Genomic DNA, 15720 nt, shown 5'->3' on the forward strand with positions numbered 1-15720 from the left:
GTATTGGTGTAGGGTAATGATTCATGAATTGGCAAGCGCAACTTATCGCGCGCATATTTACTCACCCCGACGTCGCTACACTTGTCACCCCTCTCTACGCTGCGCGTAAAGAGGGGGAGCTTGTTAGTGTTATTTTATGATACTCTTCCTAACCCTCTTTGCGGCTTGCCGGAGAGAGGGTGGTTCAGCGAAGCGTAGACCGGGTGAGTAAATGTCTGCATGCTATCTGAATGTTTTAAGCTCCTGAAAAGCAATGCCCTCAACCCCGACCGATCTGACTGGTAATAGTCCCGTCAGTAATCTTGTCATCATCAGCCAACAAAAACGCCTTAGACAATATCACAGATAGCCCCGAATCCCCTTCAAAGGGTATAAATAAATTTTCGGCGGGGCTTTTCTGGCTTCTGTCCGGAACTATACATAGATATTGATCGTTAGGTTCCATGAGGATGTTGGTACTGCCGATATGGATTTTGTAGGTGCGCAGTTTCCCTTTTACTACAACAAATTTATCCCTGATCTCGGTAACCTTGCTGATCTTTAATCGCGGAATTAAACCGGTGAGGATCTCTTTACGGTTTTTGGCCACTTCGGATAGGTCGCCAAAGGCGTAGCTTCTCCAATAATTGTTCAGGCTTGGTATCCCGCCCGAATCGTACCAGTTAGGGTCGTTGCCTACGCTGGCTACGCCAACAAACAGGTCAACATCGCGCATTATTTCGGAAAAGGGCAGGGTAGGCACATCTACCAGGTTAACAACGTTACCATCGCTATTGATAAACCTCACCTGGTCGGTTGCTACATAGTTCCAGATGCCGGTTTCGTTAAAGGCATTGTCGGCATTAACCTCGTTTATCCAGTATTGCGCTTTTAAGCCATACTCGGGTAAGCTTATTTCGGCTGTGCCGTTATCGCGGCCATTATCAAACGCGCCCATCAGCGCATACTTCCAGCCCCGTGCTTTGGTAAGGGTGTTAAACTGGTGCTGCTTTAATATGTGAGCAGCCATACGGTTGCTGTATGTTCGGGTATTGAGTTCGGCTTCGGTAAGCAGGTAAACCTCGCGAAAGGCTTGCTTTAAAGCCTGTTTTATCTGGTGCCGCGTTAAAAAATCGCGCCATTTTTTTACTTCGGCAACCGGTACCAGGGCGGGGTGCCATAAAGATAGCTCAGCGTTTTCGGTAAGGATAACAGGATTACCTTCAATATCAACCCATTGCCCATCCAGGTAAATCATGGTTACCGGTTGATCATTTTGGGTTACATCCCAGATAATTTGCCGGGTTAAAAAACACATCAAACCATGATCAACAAAAAACTCTTTAAACGCGGCGTAAGTGAATTTGCGCCCGCTCCTGAACATGCGGTCAATCCGGTCGCGCTGGGCCGAGGTTGTTTGGTCTGCCTGTTTTTGGGTGTCTTTTATTTTTTTTAAACGGGCGGCATGCTTGTCTTTTACGGCGGCAGGTACGGTTTTTTGCTGGGTGCCATCGTCTTTGTACCAGTTAAGTTCAGATTTTCCGGCACCTGTTATCTTCAAAATACAGCTGAAATTTTCAAACTGATATTCGCGGGTGCCGTTAACAAGCCCGTGATCATCAACAGACATATCCTCAATTTCGTGGGTAGAAACACCGCGTTCTTTGGCCGCTTCTACCATGTACTTCTCTATCAGCTGCTGCGTGCTGGTTTGCTTAATGCGCAGTTTAAGGCGCGACAAATGTCCTATACCATCAAGCCCCTTCGATTTATAAAGCGCGAACAAGGCAGCGTTACCAACCGAGGCCGCCGCCGGCCCAACACCGGGCAACTTGCGGTAGCAACGCTCGGCCAGTTTGGCCATATTGTTCAGCGTTGCGTTATCATGAAAATTTGATCCCATCCACACAAAACCTTTTATAGCATCCATATTGATGGCGCTTAAAAAAGTAGCCGTGGTGTAGTTGTAAACCCTATTATCGTAGGTGTGGGTATGTGTGATAGTTTCTTCCTGTAAATCAATAACAAACTGAAACCAGTTGTTTAATACGGTCTTAAACTTATCCGCGCCGAGTTCTTTAAACAGGTTTTTAGTTTCCTGCAAATATTTGTTGGTTGGTTTGGAACCGGTAGCCTTTATCGCTTTGGCTATCAACTGGTACCAGATCAGTTTTTCGGCTTCGGGCATAGCTTGCACCATGTTATTGGCATATGCCGAAAACTTGTCTTCGCCTAAAAAGAATGTAGGTTTGATCTTTGCCACATGCCCAGCCGAACTAAAGATCAACTGATCTATTTTCTCAATGATTTTCAGCTTGTCTTTTTGATAATAGGTATTGTTAATTTCCTCAATTTTGGCTTTTAAACCGGTTAACGAGTTGGCCATTTTTTCGGAAACACCTGTTTTGCCATATTGATTGTTAAGCTGGTTAATCATTGGCGAAACAGGCCATCGGTTAAATGAATACCAATCCCAATTGTTATTTTCGTTAAATCCTTGGATGATACTTTCCAGGCCATCATCGTCAATAAGCAGTTTTGTTTTAAACAACTGCGTTAAGTACGCGGTTTGAACTTCTTGTATTTGATATGCCTTATCGGAATGTGAATAAGAGTGTCCACGATTTTTAAAATAAACGTTAAGCTTGTGGATGCAATAAGTGATGAATGTTATTTTCTTTTGATCATCCCAAAGGGCAACTGTATTGGTGTAAACAGAAATTGTATTCAGCTTTACATTCCAAAAATACTCGGTGGTTTTAGCATATTCGGCATGCGAACTGCTGATCACTTCATCAAATTCATTAAGGGCCTGATGGGGAGTATCATTCACCGGTTGCGCGTTTTTGCTAAACGCGTTTTTTAGCTTATCAAAAATGCCCATACTCAGCCGCCAACCAATGGTGTTAATTTGATAAAGCTGATGCTGGTTTCGGCCCTCAGCGCTACTTCCTGGTTAAGATCTTCAGATTGTGTATTATCCACCAAAACAAAGAACGAATTGTTTTGAAAAGCATGCAGCGCAACATACACCTGCTTTTCGGCGTCGATGAGTTTTTTTGTTTTGAGTTTAAAGCCGTTAAGCGTTTTTTCGGCGTCTGATGGTTCAACAAGCCCTTTAAAGTATTCGGGCAATTTGCTGTTGTACAGGTGCACCTCTTTAACTACCCGCGAGGTAATGATATCTCGCACGGTAACCATGTTGGTTTCAAATTCAAGGTCGAGTTCCTGCAGAATTTTGCCTGCGAAGGTTTCATCTTTGATAGTAATTACCATAACTACTTTTTGATAAGGTATTGATCAATGCTTAAATATATCACATTTATGGTTTTGGGCAAAATGTATTGGGTGGCAAATAGGGAAGATAACATGCCGCGCAATTACTCACCCGATCTACGCTCCGCTGGACCACCCTCTCTCCGGCAAGCCGCAAAGAGGGTTGAAAAAATATAATATAAATAGAAAAGTCCCCTCTTTACGCGCAGCGTAGAGAGGGGTGGCGAGCGAAGCAAAGCCGGGGTGAGTAAATCCGCGCTCCAAATCAACTCTCCCCAACACCGCTAATCATCCGCTCAATTTGATCCAGTTGTTCTTTGTTCAGCTTTTTCAGGTTTTGCTGACTTATAATGGTATTGTTAATTTGGATGTAGTTGTTTTGTTCGTTAATAACGGTTTGGGCTTGCTGTTTTTCTATCGCGCCAACCATTTCAAAATAAAGCCGGGCGGCTTTTACATCGCCGCTGCAGGCCTGCTTGCAAACACTGGCCAATACCGATGGGGTCATGTATTTAAATTGTTCCACCTCGGCAAGGTATTGAGGATGTGACTTATAGGTTGCAATGTGCCTGGCAACCGTTTGCCTGCTCAGGCCGGTTTCGCGGGCTATCATAAATTTAGGGGGCATGCATCCATTTTGGCTAATCAGTTTCGCGATGGCCCGGCCAATTACTTGATGGTTATGTTCCCAAACCTGGTCGTTTGTGTTCTTGTCAACTATCCCCGTTATTTTTTCGATAAAGCTGTCGCGTTCTTCGCCTTTTAAATGCCGCAGTTTTTCGGTCGAAATTTCTCCAAGGTAATCGCGTTCAGCAAGGTTAAGATGTTCAATATCGGCATGGGTGATCTTTGGTAAGCTCAATACATTGAGCACGTTCTGGTATGGCGAGGTTAAATCCGGTAAAGCATTTTCGGTTTGCATAAGGTTTGGTAATTTAGAAAAGTAAAGATAGGCAATTACTTACTTATTTACTAATATTTTTAGTATTTTTGCAGGTGTTGTCTGTTGTAAAAGATTAAGTAGTTTATTTTCAGATTTTTAACTTAATTATTGGGATAGCCTTACTGACAAATGGGGGTTAACGTCTGTTTTTATTTAAAATATTGATTTATAGGTAATTGGGTTAATGTTAACCCCGATTTCTGTTAACCCCTGTTACCCCCTGTGTTGCTGCCCGTTCGTTCAAAATTACCTATGTGTTGCAAGGTGCCTATGTTAAATCGGCGGTTCGCTGTTGTAATAATCATTAGGCTATTTAAGAACAGTGATGTTATATTTGTTAGATGCCCGATGCAGCTGATTTTGTAGATCGTATTAAGAGTGCCTACACCAGGGAAGAACTGCCTGCCAAAACCCTATTGATAGGTGAGGGAAACCAGGCTAAAAAGCTTTTTTATATAGATAAGGGATGCTGCCGGTGCTGGTTCAATAACGATGGGGTAGAGGTTACTTTCCAATTCCTTTTTGAAGGGAGTTTCGCGTCGTCGTTCGAGAGCATGACCCTTGGCCAGCCCAGCTGGTACAGCATTGAAACCCTGGAACCAACCGTGGTGTACAGTGTGCCTCTGGAGCGTTTTAAAAATGCCCGGGAAAACAATCCCCTGGCTAAGGCATCATACATCCATTATATTGAGCAGCGGTTAATGGATTTTCAGAAACTGTTTGTAGCCCACATTAAAGATAGTCCTGAGAAAAGGTACCGGGAGTTGCTGGCCCATCATCCTGAAATTATCAGGCGGATCCCGCAGCATTATATCGCCTCGTTTCTGGGTATTACCTCAGTATCACTTAGCCGCATCCGTAACAGAAAATGATTAATTAACAATTGTTATCGTTAGGGGCTTTACATGGCCGGTAGCTTTGTGGAAACAAAAAACACCGCTATGAAACATACTGATGTATTAATTATAGGAGCAGGCCCGGTAGGCCTTACCCTGGCCTGCGAACTGGCCAGGCGCGACATATCATTCCGCATTATTGAACGCGCTAACGCCGCACCGCAAGGCTCGCGCGCCAAAGCCCTGCAACCACGCAGCCTGGAAATATTAAACGACTTAGGGATTGCCGAAGAGCTGATGGCCATGGGCACAACCGAACTCCCATACCGCAAATTTGCCGGGAACCAGTTACTGGGCGAAACGCCCCGTACCGGTTTTCCGCGAAACGACACCCGCTACCCCAAAACTTTATTACTACCACAGCCCGCGGTAGAAAATGCCCTGCGTAACAAACTGCAACACCTTGGCGGCAAGGTTGAATGGGCTACCGAACTGACAACTTTTACGCAAGATGCCAACGGTATTATCTGCCAATTGGAAAGCCCCAACAGCAAGCAAGATCTAAATTGCACGTACATGGTAGCCTGCGATGGCGGCAAAAGTGCTACCCGTAAAAAACTGGGGATCAATTTTGTTGGTGAAACCCATCAGCAGGAGCAGCTTTGGGTGGGCGATGTAACTGTTGCTGGCCTGAAACCCGATGCCTGGTACAACTGGTTAAGCCCCGTATATGGTATCGCATTCGCCCTGTTCCCGTTTAAAAACAGCAATACCTGGCAATTACAGGCCGTAGTGCCGCCAAATCCGGATGGCGATGTGCCAACTCCAACATTGGAGGCCTTCAACCAACTTTTTAAAGAACGTACGCAAATGGAAGGGGTAACCTTTACGGGCAGCACCTGGCAATCTGTTTACCGGGTAAACGTGCGCAGAGCCGAAACTTATAGGGTAGGCAATGCCTTTATAGCAGGCGATGCGGCACACGTACATTCAATTGCCGGGGGGATGGGCATGAATACAGGAATACAAGACGCATATAATTTAGGCTGGAAACTGGCGGCTGTAATTAAAGGCTATGCTGATGATCAACTATTAAACACTTACGAAGAGGAGCGGATCCCTATTGCCGACTGGCTACTGGAAACTACTTCGCAAAGGCAAAAGGTAATGATGGCCGGTGCAACCAGCGGCAAAAGTGGCTTTGAAAGCCTGGGCTCTGCTGATACTACACAACTGAAGCTAAATTACAGGGAAAATTCCCTTAACGGCGCAAGTATTATAACAATATCCGGTTTACAGGCAGGAGATCGTGCGCCTGATGTTCAGTTGACAGATGGAGAATGGCTGTCGGAATATCTGCGAGGAACTGAATGGAAAATGTTATTACTTGGGGTCGAAGTCCATGTTCAATTACCGGCATGGGTAAGGCTGATCAAAAAACAGGATGAGGCGCTTATTAACGCTTATGGTTTAACAGAAGGTGCCGTACTGATCAGGCCGGATGGTTATATAGCTTTGATTGGAGGTATAGCGCAGGTGCAAGCCTATTTAACAAGCGGTTTTACAAGCTAAACAATTGCGAATGCGATATTCCGATTCGTTACCCGTTCCCAACCCGCTGCATTTCATCGGCTGCGCCATTATTACGTTTAACCGTTTTGTAGGTTTTGCCAAAGCGGTAAGTGAACGCGAGCACCACTACACGGCTATCCCGCTTTATCTTAAAATATTCGGTAGCGTTCGGAAATTGCGTTAGGCCTTCCATAGCATTGGTGTAAAATATATCGCGCATACTCAACTTCAGGTTGGCTTTCTTTTTAAACATCGACATCCCGAGTCCCGCAGATAGCTGCCCGGTAGGGTATAGCAGTTCCTGCACGTCGTTACGGGCACGGGTGGTATAAAAGCCAGATAGCTCGCCGGTAAATCGTTTGCTAATGGTGAACTGGTTGCTGGCATTAAGGTTAAGCTGATTGATATCGGATGTGTAACGATTGCCATTAAAACCGCTTAGCTTTTTATAATTGTACAAGGCTTGGGCCGTAATTGTCCACCAGTTGGCGGGCGATGCCGTTATAGCCTCAGATAAGCCAATTATATATGTGCGCCCCACATTGCCCTGCGTGTACAATAAAATACCTGCAAGTGTAGGATCGCTTAAAAATATCTGCGAAAAGTAGTTGTTGATGTTGCTATACGATACCGTAGTGGTAAGCAGATTTTTGTATTGATGGCTCAGCTCCAGGTTCCAGCTGTATTGCGGCAAAATGTATGGATTACCCGTTTGGTAAGTGTATTTATTGATGATAAAATAAAACGGGTTAAGTGTTTGATAAGCTGGGCGGTCAATACGGCGACTTACGGTTAAAGTGAAGTTGTTGGCAGTATCGGCCTGGTAACTAAAATAACCGCTTGGGAAAAAGCTGCCGTAGTTACGCGAAAAAGCCGAATCTTTTTGCAGCAAGTTGCCCAGTTGATGGGCATGATAATCAGTATGTTCATAACGCAAACCAACCTGGTACGATATGGCCTTGTGCTTGCTTTCCCAAAGCGAGTACAAGGCATGGATGTTCTCGTTGTAAAGGAAATGGTTACTGCGGGTAAGGTCATCTGTCCATTGCCCCGAGCTGAAATTTTGATACCCGGCGGAGTTATCAGTACTGCTGCGTGCCGATTTCCAGCCGAGTTGCCATTGGCCATCATTTTGGGTTTTGAGTGTATAATCGGCCTTGCCAGTAAATATGTTGATGCCTGTAGGGATCTTGGCACGCGTTAATTCGTTATAACCACCTGTGATTTGCAGGCGATTGTTAAAATTCTGGTCGCTGGTAATATTATAGTGCAACCAATCGGCATCGGCGTTGATATCCTGCGTTTTGCTGATGGTATGGCGAAGGCTTAGACTTACCTGCCCGTTTTTAAAGCGACTATTATTGGCGTTATCGGTAGCGATCACAGAATCTGCCGCGCCGGTTGAGTTAAGCCAGCGCGCCGAGGCGGTATTATTACCCTCACGGTGAATAATGGTTCCGCCAAGTACAACGCCAAGAGTAGTTTTGGGCGAAACATCATAATCCAACCCTGTTTTTACTGTATTATTGAGCACCGTGCCGGTAAAGTGAGATGGCTGATCCAGCGTTGAAGTGATCGCCCCGCTTGCGTTGGTGTATTTGCGCAGCGCGTACAGATTGGTAAGATATTTTTGATCGCTGATATTATAATTAAAGAATGTATTTACGCGGCCTGCACGGTAATTGAGCACCAGCGTATTATTGGTTTTGAAATAAACACCCTGTGCCACCGTTGCCGAAACTGATCCGTTAAAGCCTTTCTGTCGGTTTTTTTTGGTTTTAATGTTGATGATCCCCGCGTTCCCATTGGCATCGTACCGGGCGGTGGGGTTGGCTATCAGCTCTATCTGTGCTACCTGGGTAGAACTCATGCTGCTAAGCAGGTTATTCAGATCGGCACCTGAAAGATAGGTTGGCTTGTCATCTATCATCACCAGTACCCCGGGTTTGCCCTGTAATGAAATGCCCCCGTTACGATCAACCATCACCCCCGGCGATTTCTCCAGCACTTCCAACACCGTAGCACCTACGTTGGTAACAGATGCATCTACATTAACGATCACCTTGCCCTGTTTTACTTCAACCGGCGGTGTTTTAGCAGTAACGCTTACCTCTTTCAATTGGGTATCAAAGGGCTGCATCCGGATGGTATCCTGTTTTACATTTTCGGCAATAGTATAGCTGCGCGTGGTTTGCGGCCTGTAACCCGTATAAGTTACGGTGAAACTAAATGCCCCTGTTGAAATGTTCTCAAAGCTGGCCCGACCGCTGGCGTTACTTACTACAAGGTTTACCTGTCTGTTATTCTGTACGAGCTTAACCGTGGCACCATCGGCCGGTTGGCTATTTTCTTTAAGCACTATCAGCGTAAAATGCTGAGCGAAACTTGTAACGGGCACCAATGCCAGTAAAAAAAGTAAAAGTGTACGGATCATTCAGTCAAACCTAATAATCATGTAAGATAATCAGTATGAGGCTGATGTTTATGATGTAATGGGTGAAAAATATGCGTGAAAATCACTTTTTTTATCGGGTTGTGTGTTAATCAAACCGGATAAATAAAAAGGTACCCCATTTAAGGGATACCTTTTATGTATTACCAATTTAACAGGTAATTAAGCTTGTATAAAAGCCAAAATATCGGCATTGATAGTTGCAGCCTCGGTAGTTGGCATACCATGCGGGAAACCCGGATACGAGATCAGCGTGCCGTTTTTTAACAACTTAACGGCTTTTGCACCCGAAATTGGGAAAGGAACTATCTGGTCGTCTTCGCCATGTAATACCAGTACCGGGATCTCAACGCTTTTCAGGTATTCGGTAAAATCAGTTTCTGAGAAAGCTTTGATGCCATCATGATGAGCCTTAACGCCACCCATCATGCCCTGACGCCACCAGTTGTCGCGCACGCCTTGCGAAATTTTAGCGCCTTCGCGGTTGTAGCCATAAAACGGAATAGTAAAATCCTGGAAAAACTGCGCCCTGTTAAAAGCGGTACCCTGGCGGATCTCATCAAAAACAGACAGCGGAACGCCATCGGGGTTGTTTTCAGTTTGTAACATTAACGGCGTAACTGCGCTTATTAAAACAGCCTTAGCCACGCGGTCTTTACCATATTGGGCAACGTATTTAATTACCTCACCACCACCGGTTGAGTGGCCTACGTGTACCGCGTTTTTAATATCGAGGTGTTCCATTAGTTGGGCTACGTCTGATGCGTAGTGTTCCATATCATGTCCCGAACCTGTTTGTGTTGAACGGCCATGGCCACGGCGGTCGTGCGCTATAACACGGAAGCCCTTTTCAACAAAAAACATTAGTTGCCCGTCCCAATCATCGCTTGATAGCGGCCAGCCGTGGTGAAATACGATAGGTTGACCAGTGCCCCAATCTTTGTAATAAATCTCTGTTCCGTCTTTTACTGTGAATTTCATGGTTGTAAATAGTTTGGTTTTTGTTTGATAGATTATTTGCTTGCCGCCTAAGTACTATTATTATGCCGCAATTTTAAGTTGTTGATATTTAATAGCTTAATTAATGTATTGGTTTTGATGCTCACGGTATATCGTTAATTTATGAAAACGGGTGATAAATACTGTGAGATTACACAACTTTTAATGCCGGTAATTCAAGAGATACGGGAGCGTGGGCGATCAATGATTTTATCTTTTGCATCAGCGCAAAATTAATTGTTAAAACGACACATTGAGGTTAACAAATTGCTCATCTTAGGAAATAATTCCTTAATATTGAAAATTAGAATCCCCTTTTAATTGTTAATGAGTGTTTTTAGTTCATTTACCGATGCAGAGTTACTGACTAAGCTACAACAGGGCGATGTTGGTGCTTTCACCGAAATTCACTCACGGTATTATGCGGTTCTTTACAGGCATGCACGGCAAAGGTTAGGGGATAGCGATGAAGTTCAGGACGTACTGCAGGAACTGTTTTCTTACTTATGGGATAACCGGGAAACCATCCATTTTACGGTTGGTTTATCAGCATATCTTTACACGGCGGTACGCAATAAAGTGATCAATGTTTATAGGCGAAACAAGTTAAAATACAATTACTTTGATTCGCTTCAGTCATTTATTGATAACGGTACCCCGGCTGCAGATCACAATATCAGGTTGAAGCAACTTACCGAAATTATAGAGGCAGAGGTTGAAAAGCTACCGCCCCAAATGCGATTGATATTTGAGATGAGCCGCAACCAACACCTTTCGCATCAACAAATAGCAAACGAACTTGATATTAGCGTACTTACTGTACGTAAACAGGTTCAAAACTCGCTTAAAATATTAAGGGTAAAATTAGGGACCTATCTTTTTTCATTTTTTTTATAATTCTTCTACTCCATAGCGCCTTTTCAATTGTCGTTGACATAATTAAAAGGAATTTCCCCTGCTTATGGATAAAAAGTACCTCGAAGATCTGTTAAAACGATATGATGAAGGCAATGCTTCTGATGAAGAGAAGGCCATTGTAGAATCATGGTATTTATCATTCCGAGCTGATGAGCCATCGCCGCAAATTGATGAGGATGTGATCACCCTTCACCAACAGGAAAGTATCGCTTCACTAACACAAAACGCTCAAGGTAATCATAATATCCGCAAAATGCGTCGCAGGCGTTATACGCTGGCCGCCGCATCTGTTACTGTAGCCCTTGTTGTTGGCGCTTATCAATTTATTAATTTCAATAAAACAGCGCGTACCGTTAATGCTCCGCAAGCGGCGGTAGCTGCCAATATTTTGCCTGGCAGCAACAAGGTTACACTTACCTTATCAAATGGGAACAAGGTGGTGCTTTCGGGGGCAAAAAACGGACAGGTTGCCAGCGATGCCGGTACCGCCATCAATAAAACGGCCGACGGAAGTATTACTTACTCATCCCGGCCTGGCGAACATGAAGCTCAGGAACATCTATTTAACACCGCTACTACACCCCGGGGAGGTCAATACCAGTTTACTTTATCTGATGGTACCAAAGTTTGGCTCAACGCCGCAACTACTTTTAGGTTTCCGGTACAGTTTAATGGCAGCGAAAGGAGGGTGGAACTTACCGGCGAAGCTTATTTTGAAGTTGCCCATGATAGGAACAAGCCATTCAGGGTGGTATCTAACGGGCAGGTAATTGAAGTTTTAGGTACCCATTTTAACGTAAATTCTTACGCCGATGAGGGCGTTACCCGCACAACACTTTTACAAGGAAGTGTGAAAATATCTCATAATCAAATAAGCAAAATAATAAAACCCGGCGAACAGGCACGCCTTGCCGGCGAGCAGCTTGATGTGCTAAAAGTAAATGCCGATCAGGCGGTAGCATGGAAAAACGGGATGTTTTATTTTCATGATGCCAGTATTTATGATGTGATGCGCCAGTTTTGCCGATGGTATGATGTAGATGTGAAATATGAAGGCGAAGTACCTAAAAGAGAGTTTTCAGGGGGGATTTCACGCAATGTGAATGCATCGCAAATGCTCGATCTGCTCGCATTTAAAAAGATCAATTACCGCATACAAGGCCGTACTATAGTAATTACACCCTGAACAATATATCCATCAATAATTTAAAAACCAACAAAACTAACGATGAAAACAGAATTACACCTCACGCCTTAGCGGCAATCAAAAAAGGCTGTTAATTCAAAAACGTACCCCGACGCCAATCAGGGTACGAAATACTTGAGTTAACCCCTTCCTTTTACGGAAATACGAATAATTGAACCTAATCGTGTATTAACCCAACTAATCAAAAGTATGAATTATAATGCTTTTTCTATCGCCATGTCCAAAAAATGGCTGCCCAAAAAAATTCTCCTGGTTATGAAACTGACCACCATTTTTTTAATAGCAGGTTTGCTGCAGTGTAGCGCCAAAGCTTTTAGTCAAAAAATAAACCTGAATGAGCGTAATGCCTCGCTTGCAAACGTGCTTGACAACATTAGTAAACAAAGCGGCTACGTGTTTTTTTACGATTCGAAAGATGTAAATAATAAAACCGTTACCGTTAAGCTTAACGGTGCTTCGCTGTCCGAAACACTTGAAGAGTGCCTTCGTAACCTTTCATTAAGTTATAAGGTAATTGATAAAACTATCATTCTTCAGGGAGCATCCGGTAACCAAACGCTGCGGGTAACACAAGCCGACGTAACTATTACCGGGCAGGTTACTGACGATAAAAGCCTCCCTTTGCCGGGCGTAACCGTTAAGGTAAAAGGCGGAACGGCAGTTGTTGTTACCGATGCCGACGGTAAGTTTAAAATAAATGTTCCAAACAGCAATGCAGTGCTGATATTTTCATTTATTGGCTTTACTACTGCCGAGTTGCCTGCAACATCGGGGTCGGCAATGAACATTAAACTGGTGCCTGATATGAGCAAGCTAAACGAGGTTGTTGTGGTTGGCTATGGCACGCAGAAAAAAGTAAACCTAACGGGTTCGGTGTCTTCGGTTAGCGGCAACGATCTTAACTGGAAGCCGGTTGGCCAGGTATCAGCTGCTTTGCAGGGCGCTGCATCTGGTGTTACGGTAACCCAAAGCCAGGGACAGCCGGGTGCAGATCAGGGCACTATCCGCATTCGTGGTATAGGTACCTTGAACAACAGTAACCCATTGGTATTGGTTGATGGTGTGCAAACGGATATCAATAACGTTGATGCTAATGATATTGCCTCGGTATCGGTGCTAAAAGATGCTGCGGCTTCATCTATCTATGGTGTAAGGGCCGCTAACGGCGTGGTGCTGATCACTACCAAACGCGGTTCATCTGGCAAAACAGCGGTAAATTATTCAGATTACTTTGGCTGGCAAAACCCAACCCGGATATCCAAATTTGTAGGTGCACAGGAGTTTATGCGCCTGGCTAACCTCATGTACACCAATTCGGGTGCAGGCGCGGTATATTCAGATGCACAAATTGCAGAATACAACAACCCTAACCGCGACCAGAATTTATACCCAGATAATTACTGGCTAAAAAATATTCTTACAGGTAGTGGTTTCCAGCAGGAGCACAGCCTTTCTGTTGCAGGTGGCGGTGAAAAAAATACCTATCGTTTTTCAACCAACTATTTTAACCAGGATGGTTTGATCAAACAAATGAATTACGACAGGCTTACTGTTAGGCTCAATACAGACACCAAGATCACCAAGCGCCTTGATTTTAGTGCCGATATATCGGCCAATATCTCCAAACAACAGGAGCCGCAAGGCGTTGCAGGATCTGCATGGTATCAGTTTGGCCAGGCTGCTATTGCCAACCCTTTAAGTGTTGACAAATATACCGATGGCACATGGGCTACTTTACGCGGTGGCCAAAACCCACTTAGGTTACAAGATGAGGGCGGGCTTTACAGCTACAAAAAGAACCTCTTCATCGGCAACTTCAAGTTAAACTACCAGGTAATTGATGGGCTTACCCTTACCGGTACCGCATCCGATAACTACCAAAGCTCATATAACAGCTTGCACAATAAAGCTTTCGACTATATTCAGTATGACACCAAAAACACGCTGACATTAGGGCAAAACGATATCACCAAACAGTACACCGGTTATTGGTTTCAAAATTACCAGGGTTTGATCAACTACAAGAAAACCTTTGGCAAGCATAACCTGAGCGTATTGGCGGGCGCCTCACGCTTAAGCGAAAATTATGATTATCTAACAGCCTTTAGAAAAGATATTCCCGATGGCGATCTGTCTGAGATCAACGCCGGTTCGGCCAGTACATCTACAAACACTGGTACAGCTACAGAATACCTGCTTGTATCATATTTTGGAAGGCTAAATTACTCGTTCGATGATAAATATCTGTTCGAGGCCAATATTCGTCGTGATGGTTCGTCACGTTTTCCTAAAGGATCAAACTATGGCTGGTTCCCATCATTCTCGGCAGGCTGGAACATTGCCCGCGAGGAGTTTATGAAGGATCTCTCGGGTATCCAGGATCTGAAGCTTAGGGGATCATGGGGTAAATTGGGTAACGATAACCCGCTTTCAACAACAAGCGCTGTAGTTAACTATCCATATCAATCAACCTTTAGTTACAATAACAGCTATCCTTTTGGCGGATCATTGAATACGGCAGCCAGCCAAAGCGTTTATGTAAACAACGGCCTTACCTGGGAAACTACCAAAATGGCCGATATTGGTTTTGACTTAGGCGTTTTAGATAACAAGTTGACGTTCACTTTTGATTACTATAACAAAACCACCGATAATATATTATACGCGCTTCCTATTCCATCTACCGTAGGTTTTACTGCCTCTTATCAAAATGCCGGTAGCATGAACAACAAAGGCTATGAGTTTAGTGTGAATTACAAGGGAACCATCGGTTCAGATTTTAAATATTCGGTTGGTGCCAATATCTCAGATGTAAAAAATAAGATCACCGATCTTAAAGGAACTGATTACCTCACAACCGATAACAACAACAATACCTTCGGATACATGACCGGGATTCCTATCGGGGCTTACTATGGCTACAAGGTTGAAGGCATTTTCCAATCAGCCGAGCAAGTTGCAGGGCATGCTACCCAAACCGCGGGTACCGCAGCCGGCGATCTGATGTATAAAGATCAGAACGGCGATGGGGTTATCGATTCTAAAGATCGTGTTTACTTAGGGAGCAACATTCCACGTTATACCTATGCGTTTAATTTAAGCGCAAGCTATAAAGGGTTCGATTTTTCTACCTTGTTGCAAGGTGTTGGAAAGGTTGATGTAAGCACCCTGGTAATGCAAAGGGCGCCAACAAGTACCGATGGTAACTTCAAAGCCGTTCAGCAGGATAGCTGGACACCTACAAATACCGATGCTACCTATCCACGGTTAACTACTTCAACACAAAACTACCAGGCTTCTTCCTTCTGGATCAGGAGCGGATCGTACTTAAGGGTTAAGAGCGCCCAGTTAGGCTACTCATTTAAACCAACGTTGATAAGCAAGCTTGGCCTTTCAAAACTAAGGTTATATGTGTCAGGGCAAAACCTGTTCACTTTCAGTAGCCTGCCAAGCGATATCGATCCTGAATCGCCAAATGATAACCGCTATTATCCGCAGGTTAAAACTTACACCTTTGGTATTAACGCAAATTTTTAAA

The 15720-nt window shown here is 44.2% G+C and carries 10 protein-coding genes; 5 read left to right on the forward strand and 5 right to left on the reverse strand.

Annotation, left to right across the window (positions count from 1 at the left end; translation table 11 throughout):
* Positions 1 to 259 precede the first annotated feature (259 nt).
* The 3 genes from AAFN85_RS16750 to AAFN85_RS16760 form a co-directional block, all read right to left on the reverse strand.
* Complete coding sequence (locus AAFN85_RS16750) at positions 260 to 2863, reverse strand: DUF4132 domain-containing protein (RefSeq protein WP_347528751.1); 2604 nt, start codon at positions 2861 to 2863, stop codon at positions 260 to 262.
* A gap of 2 nt (positions 2864 to 2865) precedes the next feature.
* Complete coding sequence (locus tag AAFN85_RS16755; RefSeq protein WP_347528752.1) at positions 2866 to 3255, reverse strand: hypothetical protein; 390 nt, start codon at positions 3253 to 3255, stop codon at positions 2866 to 2868.
* Positions 3256 to 3520: 265 nt separating this feature from the next.
* Positions 3521 to 4177: a hypothetical protein gene (locus AAFN85_RS16760; protein WP_347528753.1), complete on the reverse strand. Its 657-nt coding sequence runs from the start codon at positions 4175 to 4177 to the stop codon at positions 3521 to 3523.
* A gap of 362 nt (positions 4178 to 4539) precedes the next feature.
* Between AAFN85_RS16760 and AAFN85_RS16765 the strand changes: the two genes are divergently transcribed.
* Together AAFN85_RS16765 and AAFN85_RS16770 are read left to right on the forward strand one after the other, a co-directional pair.
* Positions 4540 to 5070: a Crp/Fnr family transcriptional regulator gene (locus AAFN85_RS16765; RefSeq protein ID WP_347528754.1), complete on the forward strand. Its 531-nt coding sequence runs from the start codon at positions 4540 to 4542 to the stop codon at positions 5068 to 5070.
* Positions 5071 to 5139: 69 nt separating this feature from the next.
* Positions 5140 to 6606 carry an FAD-dependent monooxygenase gene (locus AAFN85_RS16770; protein WP_347528755.1) on the forward strand — a complete coding sequence of 489 codons (1467 nt, stop codon included), beginning with the start codon at positions 5140 to 5142 and terminating at the stop codon, positions 6604 to 6606.
* 28 nt (positions 6607 to 6634) lie between these two features.
* Here the strand turns inward: AAFN85_RS16770 and AAFN85_RS16775 are convergent, their stop codons facing one another.
* Both AAFN85_RS16775 and AAFN85_RS16780 read right to left on the reverse strand, forming a co-directional pair.
* Positions 6635 to 9040 carry an outer membrane beta-barrel protein gene (locus AAFN85_RS16775; protein ID WP_347528756.1) on the reverse strand — a complete coding sequence of 802 codons (2406 nt, stop codon included), beginning with the start codon at positions 9038 to 9040 and terminating at the stop codon, positions 6635 to 6637.
* A gap of 180 nt (positions 9041 to 9220) precedes the next feature.
* Positions 9221 to 10039 carry an alpha/beta hydrolase gene (locus tag AAFN85_RS16780; RefSeq protein ID WP_347528757.1) on the reverse strand — a complete coding sequence of 273 codons (819 nt, stop codon included), beginning with the start codon at positions 10037 to 10039 and terminating at the stop codon, positions 9221 to 9223.
* Between the two features lie 345 nt (positions 10040 to 10384).
* On the opposite strand from AAFN85_RS16780, the gene AAFN85_RS16785 reads away from it, so the two are divergent.
* The 3 genes from AAFN85_RS16785 (at position 10385) to AAFN85_RS16795 (ending at position 15719) form a co-directional block, all read left to right on the forward strand.
* A complete protein-coding gene (locus AAFN85_RS16785) occupies positions 10385 to 10954 on the forward strand; it encodes an RNA polymerase sigma-70 factor (RefSeq protein ID WP_347528758.1) in 570 nt (189 codons plus the stop codon).
* 64 nt (positions 10955 to 11018) lie between these two features.
* On the forward strand, positions 11019 to 12161 hold the full coding sequence (locus AAFN85_RS16790; protein WP_347528759.1) for a FecR domain-containing protein: 1143 nt from the start codon (positions 11019 to 11021) through the stop codon (positions 12159 to 12161).
* A gap of 210 nt (positions 12162 to 12371) precedes the next feature.
* Positions 12372 to 15719: a TonB-dependent receptor gene (locus AAFN85_RS16795; RefSeq protein ID WP_347528760.1), complete on the forward strand. Its 3348-nt coding sequence runs from the start codon at positions 12372 to 12374 to the stop codon at positions 15717 to 15719.
* The last annotated feature ends 1 nt before the right edge of the window (position 15720 follow it).

Source organism: Mucilaginibacter sp. CAU 1740 (assembly GCF_039839285.1).
In the GTDB taxonomy this organism is placed as follows: Bacteria; Bacteroidota; Bacteroidia; order Sphingobacteriales; family Sphingobacteriaceae; genus Mucilaginibacter.

Excerpts from the sequence above, each read along its gene's own strand:
- AAFN85_RS16750 (WP_347528751.1), bottom strand. The coding sequence starts at position 2,863 with ATGGGCATTTTTGATAAGCTAAAAAACGCGTTTAGCAAAAACGCGCAA.
- AAFN85_RS16755 (WP_347528752.1), bottom strand. The coding sequence starts at position 3,255 with ATGGTAATTACTATCAAAGATGAAACCTTCGCAGGCAAAATTCTGCAG.
- AAFN85_RS16760 (WP_347528753.1), bottom strand. The coding sequence starts at position 4,177 with ATGCAAACCGAAAATGCTTTACCGGATTTAACCTCGCCATACCAGAAC.
- AAFN85_RS16765 (WP_347528754.1), top strand. The coding sequence starts at position 4,540 with ATGCCCGATGCAGCTGATTTTGTAGATCGTATTAAGAGTGCCTACACC.
- AAFN85_RS16770 (WP_347528755.1), top strand. The coding sequence starts at position 5,140 with ATGAAACATACTGATGTATTAATTATAGGAGCAGGCCCGGTAGGCCTT.
- AAFN85_RS16775 (WP_347528756.1), bottom strand. The coding sequence starts at position 9,040 with ATGATCCGTACACTTTTACTTTTTTTACTGGCATTGGTGCCCGTTACA.
- AAFN85_RS16780 (WP_347528757.1), bottom strand. The coding sequence starts at position 10,039 with ATGAAATTCACAGTAAAAGACGGAACAGAGATTTATTACAAAGATTGG.
- AAFN85_RS16785 (WP_347528758.1), top strand. The coding sequence starts at position 10,385 with ATGAGTGTTTTTAGTTCATTTACCGATGCAGAGTTACTGACTAAGCTA.
- AAFN85_RS16790 (WP_347528759.1), top strand. The coding sequence starts at position 11,019 with ATGGATAAAAAGTACCTCGAAGATCTGTTAAAACGATATGATGAAGGC.
- AAFN85_RS16795 (WP_347528760.1), top strand. The coding sequence starts at position 12,372 with ATGAATTATAATGCTTTTTCTATCGCCATGTCCAAAAAATGGCTGCCC.